The 18466-nt window shown below is 60.9% G+C and carries 19 protein-coding genes; 6 read left to right on the forward strand and 13 right to left on the reverse strand.

Annotation, left to right across the window (positions count from 1 at the left end):
- Positions 1-144: 144 nt before the first annotated feature.
- From QMX78_RS08600 to QMX78_RS08615, 4 genes are all read right to left on the reverse strand, one after another.
- Positions 145-528, reverse strand: a complete 384-nt coding sequence (locus tag QMX78_RS08600) for a hypothetical protein (protein ID WP_282268445.1) — start codon at positions 526-528, stop codon at positions 145-147.
- Positions 529-1119: 591 nt separating this feature from the next.
- Positions 1120-2052 carry a hypothetical protein gene (locus QMX78_RS08605; RefSeq protein WP_282268447.1) on the reverse strand — a complete coding sequence of 311 codons (933 nt, stop codon included), beginning with the start codon at positions 2050-2052 and terminating at the stop codon, positions 1120-1122.
- Between the two features lie 369 nt (positions 2053-2421).
- Positions 2422-3003, reverse strand: a complete 582-nt coding sequence (locus QMX78_RS08610; RefSeq protein WP_282268449.1) for a hypothetical protein — start codon at positions 3001-3003, stop codon at positions 2422-2424.
- Between the two features lie 352 nt (positions 3004-3355).
- Positions 3356-3898 carry a Mor transcription activator family protein gene (locus tag QMX78_RS08615; protein WP_282268451.1) on the reverse strand — a complete coding sequence of 181 codons (543 nt, stop codon included), beginning with the start codon at positions 3896-3898 and terminating at the stop codon, positions 3356-3358.
- 372 nt (positions 3899-4270) lie between these two features.
- Here QMX78_RS08615 and QMX78_RS08620 point away from each other — a divergent pair, with 372 nt between their 5' ends.
- Entirely contained in the window at positions 4271-5089 is an 819-nt protein-coding gene (locus tag QMX78_RS08620) for a hypothetical protein (RefSeq protein WP_282268453.1), read from the forward strand.
- A 165-nt stretch (positions 5090-5254) separates the two neighbouring features.
- On the opposite strand, the gene QMX78_RS08625 is transcribed toward QMX78_RS08620, so the two are convergent.
- Together QMX78_RS08625 and QMX78_RS08630 are read right to left on the reverse strand one after the other, a co-directional pair.
- Positions 5255-5551 carry a hypothetical protein gene (locus tag QMX78_RS08625; protein ID WP_282268454.1) on the reverse strand — a complete coding sequence of 99 codons (297 nt, stop codon included), beginning with the start codon at positions 5549-5551 and terminating at the stop codon, positions 5255-5257.
- A gap of 762 nt (positions 5552-6313) precedes the next feature.
- On the reverse strand, positions 6314-6649 hold the full coding sequence (locus QMX78_RS08630; protein WP_282268456.1) for a phage protein Gp27 family protein: 336 nt from the start codon (positions 6647-6649) through the stop codon (positions 6314-6316).
- Between the two features lie 262 nt (positions 6650-6911).
- On the opposite strand from QMX78_RS08630, the gene QMX78_RS08635 reads away from it, so the two are divergent.
- Positions 6912-8405: a SulP family inorganic anion transporter gene (locus tag QMX78_RS08635; RefSeq protein WP_282268458.1), complete on the forward strand. Its 1494-nt coding sequence runs from the start codon at positions 6912-6914 to the stop codon at positions 8403-8405.
- Between the two features lie 266 nt (positions 8406-8671).
- Here the strand turns inward: QMX78_RS08635 and QMX78_RS08640 are convergent, their stop codons facing one another.
- A complete protein-coding gene (locus QMX78_RS08640) occupies positions 8672-10420 on the reverse strand; it encodes an acyl-CoA dehydrogenase family protein (RefSeq protein WP_282268460.1) in 1749 nt (582 codons plus the stop codon).
- A gap of 185 nt (positions 10421-10605) precedes the next feature.
- Between QMX78_RS08640 and QMX78_RS08645 the strand changes: the two genes are divergently transcribed.
- Positions 10606-11577 (forward strand): hypothetical protein, encoded by a 972-nt coding sequence (locus tag QMX78_RS08645; RefSeq protein WP_282268462.1) that lies wholly within the window; start codon positions 10606-10608, stop codon positions 11575-11577.
- A gap of 188 nt (positions 11578-11765) precedes the next feature.
- Positions 11766-12836 carry a chitinase gene (locus QMX78_RS08650; protein WP_282268464.1) on the forward strand — a complete coding sequence of 357 codons (1071 nt, stop codon included), beginning with the start codon at positions 11766-11768 and terminating at the stop codon, positions 12834-12836.
- 350 nt (positions 12837-13186) lie between these two features.
- Here QMX78_RS08650 and QMX78_RS08655 read toward each other — a convergent pair whose 3' ends face one another.
- Positions 13187-13495, reverse strand: a complete 309-nt coding sequence (locus tag QMX78_RS08655; protein WP_282268466.1) for a hypothetical protein — start codon at positions 13493-13495, stop codon at positions 13187-13189.
- 123 nt (positions 13496-13618) lie between these two features.
- On the opposite strand from QMX78_RS08655, the gene QMX78_RS08660 reads away from it, so the two are divergent.
- Positions 13619-14392 carry a transglycosylase SLT domain-containing protein gene (locus QMX78_RS08660; protein ID WP_282268467.1) on the forward strand — a complete coding sequence of 258 codons (774 nt, stop codon included), beginning with the start codon at positions 13619-13621 and terminating at the stop codon, positions 14390-14392.
- Between the two features lie 220 nt (positions 14393-14612).
- On the opposite strand, the gene QMX78_RS08665 is transcribed toward QMX78_RS08660, so the two are convergent.
- Positions 14613-15077: a hypothetical protein gene (locus QMX78_RS08665; protein WP_282268469.1), complete on the reverse strand. Its 465-nt coding sequence runs from the start codon at positions 15075-15077 to the stop codon at positions 14613-14615.
- Between the two features lie 87 nt (positions 15078-15164).
- Here QMX78_RS08665 and QMX78_RS08670 point away from each other — a divergent pair, with 87 nt between their 5' ends.
- Positions 15165-17249 carry a gluconolaconase gene (locus QMX78_RS08670; RefSeq protein ID WP_282268487.1) on the forward strand — a complete coding sequence of 695 codons (2085 nt, stop codon included), beginning with the start codon at positions 15165-15167 and terminating at the stop codon, positions 17247-17249.
- Positions 17250-17321: 72 nt separating this feature from the next.
- Here the strand turns inward: QMX78_RS08670 and QMX78_RS08675 are convergent, their stop codons facing one another.
- The 4 genes from QMX78_RS08675 to QMX78_RS08690 are packed head-to-tail and all read right to left on the reverse strand — an operon-like array spanning position 17322 to position 18397.
- A complete protein-coding gene (locus tag QMX78_RS08675; RefSeq protein WP_282268471.1) occupies positions 17322-17873 on the reverse strand; it encodes a hypothetical protein in 552 nt (183 codons plus the stop codon).
- Between the two features lie 30 nt (positions 17874-17903).
- Positions 17904-18044, reverse strand: a complete 141-nt coding sequence (locus tag QMX78_RS08680; protein ID WP_282268473.1) for a hypothetical protein — start codon at positions 18042-18044, stop codon at positions 17904-17906.
- A 14-nt stretch (positions 18045-18058) separates the two neighbouring features.
- The gene (locus QMX78_RS08685; RefSeq protein ID WP_282268474.1) at positions 18059-18202 is read right to left on the reverse strand and encodes a hypothetical protein; all 144 of its coding nucleotides are present in this window, start codon (positions 18200-18202) and stop codon (positions 18059-18061) included.
- Positions 18203-18217: 15 nt separating this feature from the next.
- On the reverse strand, positions 18218-18397 hold the full coding sequence (locus QMX78_RS08690) for a hypothetical protein (RefSeq protein WP_282268475.1): 180 nt from the start codon (positions 18395-18397) through the stop codon (positions 18218-18220).
- Between the last annotated feature and the right edge of the window lie 69 nt (positions 18398-18466).

Raw genomic sequence — 18466 nt, forward strand, 5'->3', positions numbered from 1 at the left:
TCTGCGGGGTAATGAGATGGGCCCGGCCGCAAGCTGCGCCGGACCCCTTCACTGTCGCCTCGATATGAACTAATCCATCCTTAGCTTTAACCCGAAGCGTGGAAGAACCTGCTTCGATGCGCTCCTGCGCTTGATGTGCTGCTTTCATTCGGCGTTGGCTCCCCAGACCTTGGCAAGGGCCTCGGCCTGCACATAGGCGAGTAACTCCACCAGTGCGCATAGGCGGTCACGGGAAACGCAGTGCAGATCGTTACCGGGAGCCATCAGATCCACGACGGCCATTTGTGCGCTCGCAGCCAAGTCCCCGCGATCACTGCCTTCCTCGCCTTGGCGGCTCAGCAGAGAGAAAAGCAGTGCCAAGTTGTCGCGGGAGACTGCTTCAAAGCTCTCACCGGGGACCAAAAGATCACGAATAGATCGAAGCGAAGAAGCGACATCTTCCAACGTGTCCAGGGCATCGCGCTGGGTGCGCGAATCCACAGTGGAAGAAGGGGTGTGGGTGGTGCGAATAGCGGCAGCAGCGGCCATATCGGTGTCCTCAGGAAGTTGAGAGACCGCCGCCTCGCTGCAAAACGAGGTGGCGGACGGTGCACGGTTTGCAGACCGGCCTGAGGACCGGCAGACCTTGCGGTCTCCGTACACCGCCCGCCATAGAACTGCCATGACGTGCTGGCCGGATCGCTTAAGCCCGGCAATAAAAAAGCGCCGGGCATCGGACGATGGGCGCTGGTGCGCCTCAGGTTGCGGGCTGCAAAACCCGGTCGCCGATTGTGCGGCGACGGGGTGAACGCTACAGGTGCTTTTGCTGCACGTCAAGCATCGGCCATTAAGGGGCACGCGGTAGCACTCCCATGACAGCCTCCCAATCCAGCGGATGGCCGCAGCTTGCTTCCAGTAGGTAACGGGCGAGCAAGACTGCGGTATCCGGCAAAACGCGCGGAAACGCCACGCATGCGCCGCCATCTCGATCGAGGCACATGACCTCAGCAGAGAGCTGTACTTCGTTCGAAATGCGCCGTACGCGGAAGGTCACCATTCCATCCGACACTTCTTGGGATATGGGAAATTGGGTGACTGCGGCGAGCGAGCTCGGCGGCGTGGAGTGCGATGACATGGGAACTACCGGCTGCGGATGTTCGCAAACTCGGGCAAATGGCCCAAACCTGCCGGTGCGCCAAGCGCGGCTTTATAGCGTGCATGCAGACGCTCCCAAGGACGAATTAACTCATTTCCCGTTGTTGAATCACGGCAGATGACATTCTTCCCGTCGAGTGCAGTCAGGTCATCAGCTTTATTGGGCCACCTGTAATGGTAAAGGATGAACTCTTCACCCTCTTCATTCACGCTGACCTCGCCGACAACCCATCCGGTGCTATCAAAGCTGCCTTTCGCATGATCTTCGGCTTGAATATCGCTTTCGCTCCTTTCAAGAATAACGATCCCATGCGCCTTGGCTTGCGATACAAGCTCGTCGCGAGCGCCGCAGAGTTCCTTTAGCTCAGAATCAATGCGTGCGATATCTGTTTGAACTTTCTGAAGTGAGGTGGCATCGGCGAACGGATAGTCCATTGCGGCGATGATCTCAGACGCGCCACGCTTCATTTCAGCGCGGAAGAAGAAAGACGCTGCCGCTTGGGTCAAGCGCTCACTGCCCCTGTCATACGGCGCGGAGGAACCTGGGCTAGCATCTCTGATGCCGCCAAACACGCCGCCGTAATAAGGACGCATGTTTTCCACAATTCTCCGCTGCGCTTCAACTGCTGTGTACTTAGCCTGTGGCTTCCAGTCCTTCGTCTGACCCACAAGAGCGTTGACCAGTCCAGCAACCGCAAGATTGCGATAGTGGTCGGCTTCCTTGTCGATCTGTGAGTGAAGCAGCGCCTCAACATCCTTTACGCAGACAGGGAGAGAAATCAGGCGCTGGCGCTCTGCCTGAAGCTCGTTGATTTTCTTGTTCAGAGCATGCAAGGCATCTCTGATCTTGGCTGTTGTTTTCTCGAAACTTGGCAAAATATCTTTGAGGCTTTCAAGGGCTGTTGCTGCGATGTTCATTCTTCAGATCCTCTCAGGTAGTGGGTGAGCTGCGGGGGATAGTTGAGTGGCAGGTTCATTTCGTAGGCTGTGCGCAGAACGGCTGACGCTGTACGTGGAACTTGGCTCAAGCGTCTGCCTATGACTTCAAGCCTCCGTTGCTTTTCTCTGGGGAGCGAATCAAGGTCAGATGCTGTTGCCCGAATGGCGCGGGCAACGCGGTGCAATTGCACGTGCTCGGCGTGTAACGTGACTAGTCGCTGGATCACCACGCTAGCGAGACTTTTGGCTTCGAGGTCCGCCATTGGTCGTGCATTGGGGCGAGTCGATGCGTCATCAGTGGAAACGGTAGTCATGGCTTTAGCCTGGTCCCTGTGCCTCTGCCAGAGCTCAAAGAAAGCGCTCAGCGTGCATCGCAGCTCGAACAAGGGTCGTCCCCGGACTGGCAGCGTGCAGATCACTGGCGATGGTGCGAATGTTGTCGGTTCTGCGCTGTGCGGTGGACCTACAGCGCTCACTGAAGCTGACTGTGAGGGGGGATGCGTGGGCAAAGCCCCGTGGCATAGCAAAAGCTAGTGGTTCCATCCCCTTGACCGCTGGCGGGACTGATCCCAAGAAGCCGATATGCCGCAGGTAGTAGCTGCCTGGACGCGGGTTGTCTGGATGGTTGGGCGGAAAGAATGATGAGGACACATTCTTATAGGAGCCGCGCCGAACCAATCCAAGAAGCGTGTCGTTAACGTCCGCAATGGCGAATAGCTTCCCCTCAAGTGCAAGAAGGCCCTGGGTTTCCCCGTAGCTGGCGGCCCTTCTGTCGTCGTCTGGATGGCCCAGTACCAACGGAGCGCGGTAGCGTTTTGGGTCAAATCCCGCAGCCATGTTCACTAAGTCGGAATGGCTGTAGACCCCTTTACGGCCTTTGGAGTCGGTGTGGTTACCCGCAGAGAAGCATTGGAATGCACGGATCGTCATTTCTGGTCCTTTTACTGAGATCGACAGGGCCCGGAGGCATGGCCGAAAGCCGGGGCCACAGGAAGCGGCAGAAGCGGCAGAAGCGGCAGAGCGCCGGGGCGGGCTTCCCTCACCCCGACTGGACAGCGGAAGGCGCGCAGAGGGGCGTTTAAACGCCTTTCAAACGCCTTTGATTCGGTCAACGAAGACAAGCTATCGCCAGCTAGCCCGTTCTTGGGGGACTTTGTCGAAGTTGGGACCAGGCCGAGCCGGTTACCGGCCTCCAGATGAAAGGGCTGCCCGAGACCGCAGGGCCATGAATGGCCACGGTCGGCGGAGTAGCCCGGCGTAGGCGGGTACGCGCTGCCGCACTTCACCACCTGGAGGCTCTCCTGGCATCAAGCTCTGCCTTGTACAAGCGGCCAACGTGCCGCTCAGTAAGGCCGAACTCATCGGCGATCTTGCTGACGCGTTCGCCACGCTGGCAACGCCGCAGAATTTCTTTGTTTCGGTTGTGCTGGCCCTGTCGCCCAGTAGGCATGTAGAAGGCTTTTCCTTCCATCAGCTGTGCCATGTCGCCTAGGCTCTTGATGACAATGGATCGGGCGCTATCAGCGTCTACACCGTCCAAAACAAGCGCATCATTGGCCGCCGTAAACGCTTGCGTGGCGAGCGTTTTCCACGGCTTTACTTTAGCGTCACGATCTACCGGCTGTTCTTCCGACAGGTCGAGGAAGGCGAGAAGCTTCTCCTTTCGCGGGAAGTAGACGGTGCGGCCACCGATCTTCCTGGCTACTGCGGAAACGACAATTCGCGCTACGCATAGTTCGCGTCCGCAGAACACCCTCGCACCCAAGTAGGTGCGCTCGAGCGACAGTGCGAGGCTCTCAAGTAGCGCGTTTTTCAGGCTGCTCAATTTCTTGGCCCTAACATAAGTTGCCGAGAAATTTAGAGCGACATTTGTCCAACGTGGGTGCGACAAATGTCACAAACGTACTTGCGGTGGTTTCGTTGCAGTGAAAACTGGGGCGGTCGAATGAGACTTGTGGTCTTTGAGGTCCGGCATTCAAATGCGGCACGCAATGGACTTCGCAGCTATCCGCGTCGCGTCGAGCATCGTTCCGATGTGCCGTTGCCACTGTGTAATCGCTCGCTGCAATGGTGTTGCGATGCAGGCGCACAGCACAAAGCTCGCTTAGCTGGGAGCTTCTATGGTGAGATACTCACGCCTCGGCCAGGAAAGATATTTCGGCCATTCCCTAGGGATACGGAGCATGGTTAAAGCAGCATGGACATTGAACTGGAACAGCCTGAAACATGGCCGGATGCGCTTCGCGAATTGGTCAACCGGAATCGGGGACAGCTGGTTTCGTATCAGCTTGCGCGCGAGCGGATAGATGAGCTTCTTCGCGAGGATGTTGGTGCTCGAATCTGGCCTCCCAAGAATCAGTGGCGGGAGGTCTACGAAGCTTTGATCAAAGAAGCCGAAGCCCTTCTACTCGGCCATCGACTTGTGGGCTATCACTGCACGCGTCTCACGGCTCCGGAGGTCGTCGGTATTCGGGCCAATGGCCTGCGTGCTCTAACTCCCCACTTAGTTGCCGAGAGAATCAATGCCCTGAAAGATGCCGGGGAAATGCAGCCCGAGCGCTGCGCGTTCTTCCTCGACGGTCCGGTACTCGCTGATTACTTGGCGAACAGGCGAGGCACACGAGCGGGCTCGGTGTGGCTGTGTCCAAATCGATCCGTCTTGCGAGACGCTCCAGCGGTGTTCGGGCTACTCAGCTACTGGGGCGGCGAGGCGCTCTACAAGGGTTTCGAGCATGAGGCGGGAACTGCCGCCGAGCTGCGAAGCATCGGGAAACCCGCCATCGTAAGGTATGCTGTTCCGTTCGATAGCGTCCTGGCTTCAAACGTTGCACCTAGATTGCTGTCACATGCAGTAACGGCAACCATTGCGCATCCAGAACCTTCAGTGTCTTTCGACTGGAACGTTCGCCGGGACCTTGCCGCGTCTGAGGTAACGGACATTATTCTCTTTGAAGATGCAGGGTTTGACGCCTTGACGGACCAGCATAGTTGGGTGCCGCCGTACCGGCTGCCCTGAGGCCGATACGCCTCACAATGCCCCTTGGAAGTCCGTCGCTTGAACTATCGGGCTTGATGTACGTTGCGCGGAATTGAGGAATGAATGACGGGGCGCATCTGACCGTTTTGCCTGCGCAAGCCGCAAAGTCCCGGGTGTCGGTTGCCCGACACCCGGGGTTGATGATCACGGCTCGCCAAGCCCGGCAAGGATCTTCTTGTATCGCTCGACCTCTGCCACTTCCTTCGGATCCTCAGGCATCGAAAGGAGTTGGTTCTCGGACAAGGTAGCTTGTGCGCCCGTGGGATCGTTCTGCGCCTCAAGCCAGCCGTTAACCAGCTCCCTCGCTCGGTGCCAAGCTGCCTGCAACGTCATCGCTCCTTTGTTCTTGACTACATAAATCGCAGCGATGGTTCGGATCAGATCGTTGATCCGGTCGGAATACTCGGCTTCACCGGCCTCAAGGTGTGCGTCCTTTGTCATCTTATTTCGCTCCATTTGGGTGAAGCTTCGACATTGGGCCGTGGAAGCAGACTTGCAAGCAGGGCACGCCCAGGTGGCGCGACAGCTTGGAGGACTTAGCCAGGTACTCCGCCCGGATCGGGATGGGTACTTAGCCGTGGAACACGTTGCCGCTGGTCCACAGCTTCGCACTTTGATGGTGGTGGCCCGGTGGAGGGACTAGACCAAAACCCTTGGGGCCCAAGGGTTTTCGCGAAGTGCGAAATGAGGTCGGGTTTTCGCACTTCGCTTCGCAGTTCAGTGTCTAGAACTGCGAAGCAACATGAGGGACCCTTTGCCGTGGAACATTGAGCAAATTAGGGGAGCTTTTGTGCCGATTCCTTCCGATTCGGCGTCGCAGTTTTTTGCCAGTTGGATAACGCCTTCACCTGCAAAAACCCTTTTGGCACAATTGGTTGCGTGAAGTGCGACGCAGAATAGGAACTGCGACAGGGGCGTCGCAGTTCGGTTCCCTTTCTTTGACCACCAATCGGAACTGATGTGTTCTCATCGGCAAGGTGCAGCAAGCAAGCGAAACGGTTTAATTTTCGCCAACTTATTGTTTTATATGACGTGTTTTACGGCCGTTACATCCCTTCAAAGCCGTTTCAAATAGCTTAGGCCGGGCGATTGCTTTGATCATTTCATCTGCCCGCGTGGCCTGTTCATGTACTTTTTGATCAAACCTAACATGGTCCAGCCCACCACCTAAATCAAACGCTCGTTGGGCTTCGTGGCGTGGGATCAATTCGGCTCGATTTCTGTTTTTTCCAGTTCACTGATCAGCTGGTGTTGTTCCAGCGCTAGTGCACCAAGACGGGCTAGAAGCTGATGCCGTCGGCGGGTGCGATTTGCGCTTACGCTCGCCATCTGGGCGTCTATGCGGCCCGCCTGGCTGTCCACTGTGCGGAGCATCACAACGTGTCGATGGATGGCTGAGCGGCTGATTTCTAAGCCTTTTTCTTCTGACAGCCAGAGCACTATCTCGTCAAGGCCGCGATAGCAGGCGTCTCTGATCTTGCGGTTGAGCTCCTCTCTCCCCTCGGGGCTCAGGTGGCGCAGTTTTGTTCTCATCGGCATAGTTGGCCCTCCTTCTGGAGCTCCAAGGATGGCTGATCCGGCAATGGGATTGGGACGGACAAATGTCACTTCCGTCGCTCAATGTTTCGTCCGCGTTTTGGCCAATTTCGGGCAATCCCGGATTGATCAAACCATGTGCCGCTTAACATTCAGGCTTTTGCCGGGAACCCTGCACCAACCAGCACCCAGCAACCCAAGCAGGCATAATTCGCGCCCCTTACTTCGATTCCGCCTGCTCTGCCAGCACCGGCGGCCAGCCCGTATGTCCTTCCTGCATTCTGAACTGGCGCAATGGCGCGCCAATCCCCTGCGCGAGATGTTGGCCGGAGCCGTGGCCACCTTCGCGCTGATCCCCGAGGTCATCGCGTTCTCGTTCGTGGCCGGGGTGGACCCGCAGGTTGGCCTGTTTGCTTCCTTCGTGCTGAGCATCGTCATCGCGGTGTTCGGCGGCCGGCCGGCGATGATCACGGCGGCTGCCGGTTCGGTGGCCTTGGTGGCGGCGCCGCTGATCAGCGCGCATGGCCTGCCGTATCTGTTTGCCGCCGGCCTGCTGGCGGGTGTCATCCAGATCGTATTCGGCGTGCTGCGGCTGGGCGTGTTGATGCGCTTTGTCAGCAGCTCGGTGCGCACCGGCTTCGTCAATGCGCTGGCCATCCTGATTTTCGCTGCGCAGCTGCCGCAGCTGCACGGCGCCACTGCCGCCACCTGGGCGATGCTGGCGTTGGGCCTGCTGATCATCTACGGGCTGCCGCGGCTGCCCCTGCCGGGCATGCGGGCGATTCCGTCGCCGCTGATCTGCATCGTGGTGCTGAGCGTGTTGGCAACGTGGCTGAAGCTGGATCTGCCCACCGTCGCCGATCTGGGCAAATTGCCGGACGCGCTGCCGCAATGGATGGGCCTGCCGTCACTGCCGTTTGATCTGGAGACGCTGCGCATCATTGCGATGCCGGCCTTGGCGATCGCGATGGTGGGTCTGTTGGAATCGATGATGACGGCGCGTGTGGTCGATGAGCTCACCGATACACCAAGTTCCAAGAATCGTGAATGCACCGGTCTGGGTGTGGCCAATATCGCCGCCAGCCTGTTCGGCGGCATTGCCGGCTGCGGCATGATCGGTCAGACCGTGGGCAACGTGAAGTACGGTGGCCGTGGTCGGCTGTCGACCTTGTTTGCCGGCGTGTTCCTGCTGGTGCTGATGGTGTTGCTGAAGCCCTGGGTTGGGCAGGTGCCGGTGATCGCGCTGGTCGCGATCATGGTGATGGTCAGCGTGTCCACGTTTGACTGGCGCAGCTTGGGCGCGCTGCTGCGGCATCCTCGCCTGTCGGGTACGGTGATGCTGGCGACGGTGGCGGTGACCCTGGGTACACACAACCTGGCGGCCGGCGTTGGTGTTGGCGTGCTGTTGAGCGGGGTGTTTTTCGCGCTGAAGGTGGCACGCCTGCTGCGTGTGGAAGCGCTGGATCAGGAGGATGGCAGCGTTCGCTATGTGGCGCGCGGGCAGGTGTTCTTTGCGTCCGCGGATGCCTTCATTGATGCCTTTGATCCACGCGTTGCTGAGGGGCGAGCGGTGACGATTGATCTATCCGGTGCGCAGCTGTGGGATATCACCGCGGTGGCGGCTTTGGAGAAAGTGGTCAATCGCTATCGCCATCATGGCGTGAAGCCGCGCGTGCTGGGACTGGACCGACAGGCACGGACGCTGATGCGGCGGGTGTTGCGCGAGGGTGAGCTGGCAGCGGATGACCCAGCTTTGTAGGAGCGGCGCAAGCCGCGAAGCCGGTGGAGCTGCCGATTACCAGGTTGATTGCAATTACACGATCTTCTTCGGCGGGTAGCTCGGTTGCTTCGCGGTTTACACCGCTCCCACAAGCGTTGGTCGCAGGTGTTGCTGCTGTGGGAGCGGCATCAGCCGCGAAGCTGATGCACTTTCCGGTTGCCTGGGAGTTTGCAATTGCAGGGACGTTCTCGGCGTATGGTGCAGTGGCTTCGCGGCTTACGCCGCTCCTACAAACATCCTGGGGCTTACATCACGTCCCAGGCGTAGCCGCCGCGCTCCAGTACCGATGCGGCCAGCGATTCGACGATCTCATCTTCGTTGCGCTCAAGTCCCCGCACGTTGCGCGCCATGCGCCGCCGCGCCTGGCGGGCGAACAGGCGGGCGATCTTCACCGCGTCGTCTGCAGCAGGGTGACCCGCTTGCAGCAGGCTCTCAACGCGTGAAAGAACACACAGCCCGACAAACAGATCGATGGCGATATCGGCTACGCGCTTCTGCGCGTGCTGCTGGTCGGCGATCTTCTTGCCGTGCTTGCGCAGCAGCCGGTCCGAGGCCTTGGACAGCTCCACCGTGTACTTCTCGCACAAGCGCGCCAAGGGCCGCAACGCATCATTGAGTGGTGCGCGGATACGGCCAGTGCCATAGCCGGTGGCCTCACGCACGCGGCGCCCGGCATAGTCGCTGAGCACGCCGAAGCCTTTGATCGGGTCGTTGAAGATGCCTCCCACGGCGCTCTGCAGCTCACTCAATGTCGCGCCCACACCCTTCAGGCCATTCAAGGCCACGTACAGGCGCAGGATTTCGTTGGTGCCCTCAAAGATCGACAGGATGCGCGTATCGCGGGTCATCTGCTCGTAGGGCAGTTCGCGCATGAAGCCGTTGCCGGCGGCAATCTGCAGCGCTTCGTAGCAGCTGCGCTGCACGGCTTCGCTGGCGAAGATCTTGCTCATCGCCGCTTCCACCGAGTAGTCGGTGCGGCCGCTGTCGATCAGGTGCGCCACCATCCACACCGTGCTTTCGGCGGCGAAGCAATCGGCGGTCATCTGCGCGATCTTCTCGCGCACCAGGCCGAACTCGGCGATCGACTGGCCGAACTGCTTGCGCTCGCTGGCCTGTGCACAGGCCATGCGGATCAACGCACGCATGCCGCCAACAGCACCGCCGCCCAGACCCGTGCGGCCGCTGTTGAGGATGTTCATCGCCACCTTGAAGCCCTTGCCGACCGGGCCCAGCACATTGGTCGCGGGAACGCGTACATCGCTGAAGGCGACCGTGGTGGTGGACGAGGCGCGGATGCCCATCTTGTCTTCGTGCGGGCCGTGGCTGACGCCTTCCCAGCCGGCCTCGACGATGAAGGCGGTGACCTTGCCTTCGGGCGTGTCGGTGCGCGCGAACACGGTGTAGAAATCGGCGATGCCGCCGTTGGTGATCCAGATCTTCTCGCCGCTCAGCGTCCAACTGCCGTCGTCGTTGCGGTGTGCCTTGGTGCGGATGGCCGCGGCATCGGAGCCGGCGCCGGATTCGGTGAGGCAGAAGGCTGCGATCATCTCGCCGCTGGCCAGTCTGGGCAGGTAGCGCTGCTTCTGCTCGTCGTTGCCGAACAACAGCAGGCCCTTCATGCCGATCGAGCTGTGCGCGCCGATGGTCAGCGATACCGAGCTGTCGTGGCTGCTGGTCTGGCCCAGCACGCGCGCATAGGCGCCATTGGACAGCTCCAACCCGCCGAACTCCTCCGGAATGATCAGCCCGAACAGGCCCATGTCGCGTAGCGCCTGGATGAACTCCGGCGGCTGCTCGGCATCGCGGTCGTACTGGCGCAGCTCGGCGGTCTTGTCGGCCAGGAACTGGTCGATGGCATCGGTCATCGAGCCCAGCATCTCGCGGTCACGTTCACGGATCTGTGGGTAGGGGAACAGCACATCTTCGGCGATATGGCCAAAGAACAGCTGCTTGGCGATGCTTTCATCCAGGTTCTGTGCTGCAACGGTATTCACGTACGGCTCCTTGTGCTGCGAACGATGACGGCGTTTGCCCGATGATGACCCACTCTTGCCACAGGTTCACACATTCAAAAGGCACAATCGTGGAACTCGCTGTGCCCTTGTCGGTCTTTGCAGTGTGCCGATCTACCGTGACAGGGCCGGTTATTGCCCTGCGTCGTGCTTTTTGCTGGAGTTGCATGCGTTCCGATCCTGCTGCCGAACCGCTATGGACCCGATTGACTGCCGGCGTGATTGCCTTGGCGTTCATGTCCGGGCTGGTGCGTTTGTTGCTGCAGTTGCCGGAGCTGAACGTTGCACGGGAGGAAACCCGGATCCAACTGCGCTGGTTGCTGACCTCACCGCAGACGGCCGCACTTGCACCGCCGCAGCAACGCGCAGCTTCAGCGCTGCCGGATAGTCCACAGCGTGCGCCGACAGCAGCCACCAGCAGCGCGCCTGCCGTTGATGCGGCGCCTGCAACTCCGCAACTTGCGATGACTGCAGTACCTGCAGCGAAGCCATCGGCAGCGCAGGCTGGCTGGTCGCAACGCCTGTATGGCAAGGACGGCACATTGGCGGTGCCCACGGACGGCAACGCCACCCGGCCCAAGAGCGCGACCGAGCGGGTGTTCGAGCACCGCGACGAGTTGGCGACCGGGGTTGGTGATCGACCGCTGGAGAAAATGGTTTCCGGCATGTTCGAGGACAAGGAAAAGCCGCCAACGCTTGGGCAGATGGGCGCGCGCTTGATTCATGGTCCCGATATCCAACCGGCGCAGGCACGGCGCCCGCCCGAGGTGGCGTTCAATCCCAATCTGCATGAGCGCAAGTCCGATCTGGGCAGCGAAGCCACCGGCGATGCCTACAAGGCAGCGCCCATCCGTTACGAGAAAGCACCGGACATGAAGGGTGAAGCCAGTCGCCGCATTCGCGTTGCGCTGGGCGCGCTGGAGCAGCGCTATCCGCGCTGCAATGGGCAGCAGCGCCGGCAGTGGCTTGCGCCCGCGATGACGCACCTGGATGCGCTGCAGCGCGCCGAGTACCGTTTCAACAATGGCGCCGATCCGGTGGAGGCCGAGCACAGCCTGCTCAGTGCCGCGGACAGCGCCTATGACATGGCCCGGCGCGCACTGTGGGATGCCGAGCGGCGCATGAAAATGTGCACTTGAGCGGCGGTCATCCTGGGCCAGCAGCGGGCCTGCCTGTTGCCATTGCCGGTTCCTGCTGATCGACCTGCGCGACAGCTGCCAGACAAACCGGGACAAAACAGGACGACTTTTCTAAGTTATTGTCTTTGAATGGTTTTTTGGTGGTTTTGCATGCCTAGAATCGGACGTCTTCCTATTCTGGTGGTGCGATGAAGTCGATCGGTCTTTTGTTCTCCACGCTGGCGCTTGTTTCGACATTCGGTTGCCAGGCAACGCCGGTGCCGGTGCCGTCCGCAGGTGTTGGTGTCGCCCCGGGGTTTAGCCACGCGCTACCCAAACATGCGTTGGTTGGCTATCTGCATAACTTCGACAACGGGCAGGGCCTGTTGCCGGTGGGCAAGGTGGATGAGAGCTGGGACGTGATCGTGCTGGCCTTCGCCGATGACATGGGCGAGGGCAAGGTGGCGTTCAATCCGGATCCCGCGCTGGACCGCACGCAGTTGATTGCCGACATCGCCGCCAAGCGTGCGCAGGGCAAGATCGTGGTGTTGTCCTTCGGTGGTGAACTGGGCACGGTGACCTTGAACACCCAGCGCGACGAAGACAATTTCGTGCGCACCACCGCCGATGCGATCAATACCTACGGTTTCGATGGCATCGATGTCGATCTGGAGAAGATCGCAGGTGTGGTGCACGGCGCGCCGGTTACGCCGCACCTGATCTCGGCGGTGAAGCGCCTGCATGGCATGTACCCGAACCTGTATGTGTCGATGGCGCCGGAGCATCCGTATGTTCAGGGTGGCATGGTGTCTATGGAAGGCATCTGGGGTGCGTATCTGCCGCTGATCGATGGCCTGCGCGAGGAACTGGATCTGCTGCATGTGCAGCTTTACAACAACGGTGGTCTGCCCACGCCGTACCGCGCTGAGAAATATTCGGGTGGCAGCGTGGACATGATGGTTGGCTCGGCCAGGATGCTGATCGAAGGGTTTGATCTGGCCGGTGGCAAGGGACGCTTTGCTGGGCTGCGTGCGGACCAGGTTGCCTTGGCGCTGCCGTCGGGTCTGCGCGCTGCAGGCAATGGTTATGCGACGCCGGCGGATATCAATCGTGCCTTCGATTGCCTGACCATGGCGAAGCAATGCGATGAGGTGAAGCCGAGCCAGCCGCATCCGGAATTCCGGGGCGTGATGACCTGGTCGATCAATTGGGATGTGGCTGATGGGCGAGCATTTTCGGTGCCAGTAGGTGGGCATCTGCGGGCGGCGCAGGGGCGTTGATTGCGGTGGGAGCTTTTGTGGTTTTGGTTTTTGCTTGAAGTAAAAGCAAAAGCAAAAGCAAAAGCAAAAGCAAAAGCTCCCCTCATCCGGTGCTTCGCACCACCTTCTCCCGTGAACGGGAGAAGGAAAGAGCCACGGCCACGGCAGAAGCAACAGCAGAAGCAAAAGAAACAGCAGAAGCAGAAGCAACAGCAACAGCAACAGCACATACGTAGCCCGGGTAAGCGCAGCGCACCCGGGGCTGTTGGCGGCCTATCGGAATGACCGCCAGAGCTCCGTCCACCGGCTCTGCTTGCCCGGCCCAGCTCGCTGCGCGGCCAGGCAATCCGTTGGCATTCAGGTGTGTTCTCTCACTCCACCCAGAAATGCACCAGCGTCACCAACTCATCATCGCGAAACCCGGGATACAAGCGTTGCATCACCGCAAGTAATCCCGCAGGCGTGCGACAGCCGGGATCATGCTCATCGCGCAGATCGGCTTCATCCAAGGCATCAAAGGCCCTCAGCTCGGTCTGCAGTGAGATGGGACCAATCTGGCGGCCTTCACCCAGTTCGATACACGCCTGCGCCACCCCATGCCAACGCGCGCCTCGCCGTACGCTGGTGTTGCGTCCGGTATGGAATTGGGGGTTATCAAAGCCGAGCAGTGGCACGGTCATGGGTGCTGGAAGGGGCTGGAAAGCAGGTATTCATTCTGGACGCGATTGGCGCCTTTTTCATCACCTGCCGTTCAAACAGGCAGGCTCAGCATCGTCTCCTTCCTCACGATTGGATCTGGCCCCATGCCGCGCGCGGCCGCACTTGTGCTGTTGCTGCTCTTGTACGGGTTGTGTGCGCCGTTGCAGGCGCGCACGGTGTACCGCTGCGTGCAGAAGGGCACGGTCAGCATGGCCACTGCGCTGGAGCCGGGCTCCAACTGCAAGGCCATCGAGATCGATGACAACGCCGTGCAGACCCCCAATCTCTGGGGCAACTTCGGTGTGTTCAGCGGCACCCTGTATGAGCGTGAGCAGGATGGCAGGCTGGTTTATTCCACCCGCAACCTGCCGGGCTCGACGCCTTACCTGCGTTTCACTGTCGCCACGCCGCCGGGCGAGCCGGCCCATGAAGGTCTGGGCCGGGTAGGCACGCCGCAGTTGAACCGGCACGCCCCGCAATTCCGTGCCGCTGCGAAAGCCACCGGCGTGGATGATGCCTGGTTGCGTGCGGTCGCCCATGCCGAAAGCGCATTCGATGAAAAAGCGGTGTCGCCCAAGGGCGCGCAGGGGGTGATGCAGTTGATGCCGGAGACGGCAACCGAGTACGGGGTGAGTGATCCCTTGTCACCTGCGCAGTCCATCCATGGTGGCGCGCGCTACATGAAATCGCTGCTGCGCCGTTACAACGGTGATCGAACTCTGGCGGCTGCCGCGTACAACGCCGGGATCGGTGTGGTTGCGCGCTATGGCGGGGTGCCGCCGTATGCGGAGACGCGGCAGTACGTGGACAAGGTATTGGCCTTGTACGGGCGTTATCGCGAGGCGATGGGGACTGGGCCGGAGCGGCCGGCTTTGTAGTAGGGCTTTTCGGGATTGAGGAAGGCAAAAGCGGAGCAAAGGCACCCCTCCCCAGCCCTCCCCTTGCCTGCGGCAAAGGGAGGGGGCGGATCGTGCGGCACTGCAGGTTTTGCTTCAGTCCCCTCCCTTGCGAAGCAGGGGAGGGTTAGGGAGGGGTGCCTTTGCCTTTGCCTTGGCTTTGGCTTTGGCTTTGGCTTTGGCTTCAGCTTCAGCTTCAGCTTCAGCTCTCAATCCCAGCCTCCAGCAACCGCAACTGCTCCCAACCCACGTGATGCATCAGCTCGCGCACCACCACCAGCGCGGCAACGAAATCCGGGCGCTCGGGTATATCCAGGCTCTTTGCCGGCATCCCCGCCGCTACCTGTGCCAACTGGTTGAATGCCCGCTCGACTTCGTCGATGTCCAGCTCACAGATCGCCTGCGGCGGATAGCCCAGCACGCCCGGCAGAGGCGCCAGCACCGCATCGGCACACTCCAATACCTCCAGTGAATCCAGGCGCAGGGCTGGAATCCACGGCATCAAGGCATCTTCGGTGCTGGCAATGGCCTGTTCCATTGCCTGCTCCGAAGGCGGGAAATGCTGCAGTCCCGCCTTCAACAGCGAGGGCAGTGACAGCGACAGGCTGATATCCGTGCTCTGCCCAGCCTGCAGGCGGATCGCCTCTTCTTGCAGATATAGATGCATACGGTTCTCCACCATGCAGGGCTTTCGGCGGTTTCGCCGCAGGCCGTGAGCGTCTATGGTGCCGGGTCCGTCGTTGGTTGGGTGTACATGGATCGCAAACATTGGGTAATTGCCGTCATTGCCGTGACCGGCGCCGCGCTGGCTGCCACCTTCGTGTGGGCGCCACAGGTGCCTGCGCCAGCGGGTCCGCCGCCTACACCGCTGGGCTGGCAGGCGCAGATCGAGTTGCTGGGCGGCGACGGCGTGGCGGGTAGCAGCGCCGGCAAGGGCGCACATACCCGCTTCAGTGATCCCTGGGGGCTGGCGATGGGCGGTGGCCTGTTGTTCGTCGCCGATGCAGGCGACAACAACCGCATTCTCTACCGCGGCCTTGACGGTGCCTTCGAGGTGTTGGCTGGTGGCATTGAAGGCTTTGCCGACGGGCAGGGCGCTGCAGCGAAGTTCAACACGCCGTCGGGCATCGCCCTGGATGGGCAGGGCAATCTCTATGTGGCCGACACCGGCAACCATGCCATCCGCAGGATCAGCGCGCAGGGCCAGGTCATTACCCTGGCCGGTGATGGCATGCCGGGCTTCGCCGATGGCAAGGGCGCGCAGGCGCGCTTCAATGGACCAATGGGCGTGGCGGTGGCTGCGGACGGCCGCGTTTATGTCGCCGATACCTGGAATGACCGCATCCGCGTGATTGCCACCGATGGCACGGTCAGCACCCTGGCCGGTGGTGCACTGCCGGGTTGGGAGGATGGGCAGGGCGCCCAGGCGCGTTTTGATACACCGACCGACCTGAAGTTCGACAGCCACGGCAACCTCTGGGTCACCGACCTGCAGAACAACGCGCTGCGCACGGTCAGCAGCACCGGCATGGTCAGTACCCGGGTTGGAATGCCCAACGCCGATCGGGTGTTGTGGGGACCGATGACCCTGGCCATCACCCATGACGACGTGGTCTATGTTGGCGAGCGGCTGAGCGGCCGCGTGGTGCAGTTGTCACCACACGGCCATATTGTGGCCGTGGCGGGCAACGACGCGCAGCGCTTTGCGCGCCCGGCGGGGCTGGCGCTGGCGCCGGATGGCAGCCTGCTGCTGAGCGACGCGGATGCCTATCGCATCCATCATCTGGTGCCACACATCGCGACAACAGCCGATGCGCCGCCGCAACTGGGACCGTCGCCGGACAACCCGCTACCCGCCAACCAGGGGCGTTGGCCGCTGGCACCTCAACTGGGCTGGCATGAAGTCACCGGCACGCTGGGCGAGGTGCGTGGCAACTTCAGCGGGGAGAGCCGACACCACCTGCATAGCGGTTTCGATGTGCGCGGTGATGTGGGCCAGACCGTACTCGCCGTAGCCAGCGCAAAGGTCAGCAGCCCGGCATCGACCTGGTCACTTGGTGGCCAGGCTGAAGGCCTGTCGCTGAACAAGCTCGACTACATCCACATGAAGGTTGGCCGCGATGCATCCAATCGTGCGCTGGATCCAGCACGCATGCAGCTCGTCTACGACGAAGCCGGCCAGCTGGATCGCGTACGTGTACGCCGTGGCACGCGCTTCCAGCCCGGTGATGCATTGGGCAGCATCAACAATCAGGCGCACGTGCACCTGGCGGTTGGGCCATCGGGCTACGAGCGCAATGCGGTGCGGCTTGGCTTCTCCAACTACGCCGATCATGTCGCGCCGAAGATCGACGATATCGCCTTGCTCGACAGCAACAACCAGCGCCTGATCGACAAGGTCGATGGACGCCTGCAGGTACCGCGCGATGGCGGTGGCCTGCAGCTGGTGGTCGAGGCCTGGGACCAGGTTGACAACAACCTGCCGCGACGCCGGCTTGGACTGTACAGCCTGGGTTACCAGATACTCGACGCCACTGGCCGCGCGCTGCCCGGCTACGAACAGCCACGTACCAACATCATCTTCAACCGCATGCCACCGCAACGCGAAGCGGTGAAGCTCGCTTATGCGGCGGACAGCGGCATCACCGTGCATGGCAGCAGCAGTACCCGCTTCCGCTACGTGCTGACCAATACCGTGCGTGATGGCCTGCTGGGAAGTGGTGAACTACAGCCGATGGAGCTGCAGCCGGGCAACTACACGATCCGGATCACCGCGAAAGACTACAGTGGCAATGAAGCTGCGCTGGGCAACAGGCTCGACGTCAGCATTGCCCACTGATTGTGCGCCCGCGTCTGCTCTGTAGGTGGGGGAATGACGGTTTGCGCTGATCGGAGGTGACCACGGACGGAATCACCCGTGGCCACCCAGCTTCGGGGCGTCGCTTACCAGTCGTACTGCAGCTGCAGGCGGGCGTAGCGCGGCGTGGTAGTTGTAGAAGTCGGTGATCGTGCCTGCCGAGTTGTACGAGTACCTGGTCTCATATACCTGCACCGGTTTGATCGAGTTGAAGGCATTGAGTACCGAGAGCTGCATGCTCAGGCCTTGGGCCCACTTCGGTTTGTAGACCACGTTGGGGCTGACGTTGAGCGTCCACGGCGTGCGGCCGGAACCGCCCAGCCTGGAGATGTCGTCTTCGGCCACATTGCAGGTGTGGAATACGCCGGCGTAGCCGTACTCGGTACCGAAAGTGCCCATGCCGCCGCCGAGGCAGCTGATCGGTGCGCCCGACTGCACCTGGATGTTGGCACCTACCTGCCACTCGTCGTTGAAGTGGTAGCCGCCGTAAAGCTTGAAGGTATGGCGATGGTCGTTGAACAGATAGTCATCGGCGCCGTACATGATCTCGGCGAAATCGAAATCCGAGGTGGTACCGGTATCGCTCTGGCCATTGGTGCTCTTCACCAGACCTTCGTAGTTCCCGCTGAGCTTTGCCTAGGTGTAGTTGAAGCTGGCATACCACTTGTCAGTGTGTTTTTCCGCAGCGAGGGTAAATGCCTTGTAGTAGCGCTTGGCCTCCGGGCCCAGCTTGTCGGCAGCAACGGTGAGGGTTTCAGCGCTGCCGTTGTCGTCCACATCCAAGCTCAGGGTCAGGACAGCACGGAGCGCGAGCCATTGGAGAACTCGCCGCTACCGGCGACAGCGCCGGGGGCTGGCAGGGTGATGGCTTCAGCGCCGCGGCCAAGCGGCAGCACGGCCAACTGCTCTGAGGTTATCACCGACTTGGAGACCATGTTGCTGACGTCGATCTAGGGCATGCTGGCAGCGGTAGCCGTCACCGCATTCAGGGTAGTTGCACCTTCGCCCCGAGAGGAAATTTCGGTGCCTGCGCCAAAGCGCAGCAGCACATTCTCACGCTTGTCGAGGGCCTGGCCATCACGTTCCAGGCTGATCGAGTGCTTGCCGATGTGTGCGAGCCAGGCGACCAAGAGGCGTCGTTAAGAAGCTGCGCTGTGCACGCTGCATCCAACGAGCGAGTGGGCAGCCCGTCGAGGACG

This window comes from Stenotrophomonas sp. PS02298, assembly GCF_029959445.1.
In the GTDB taxonomy this organism is placed as follows: Bacteria; Pseudomonadota; Gammaproteobacteria; order Xanthomonadales; family Xanthomonadaceae; genus Stenotrophomonas.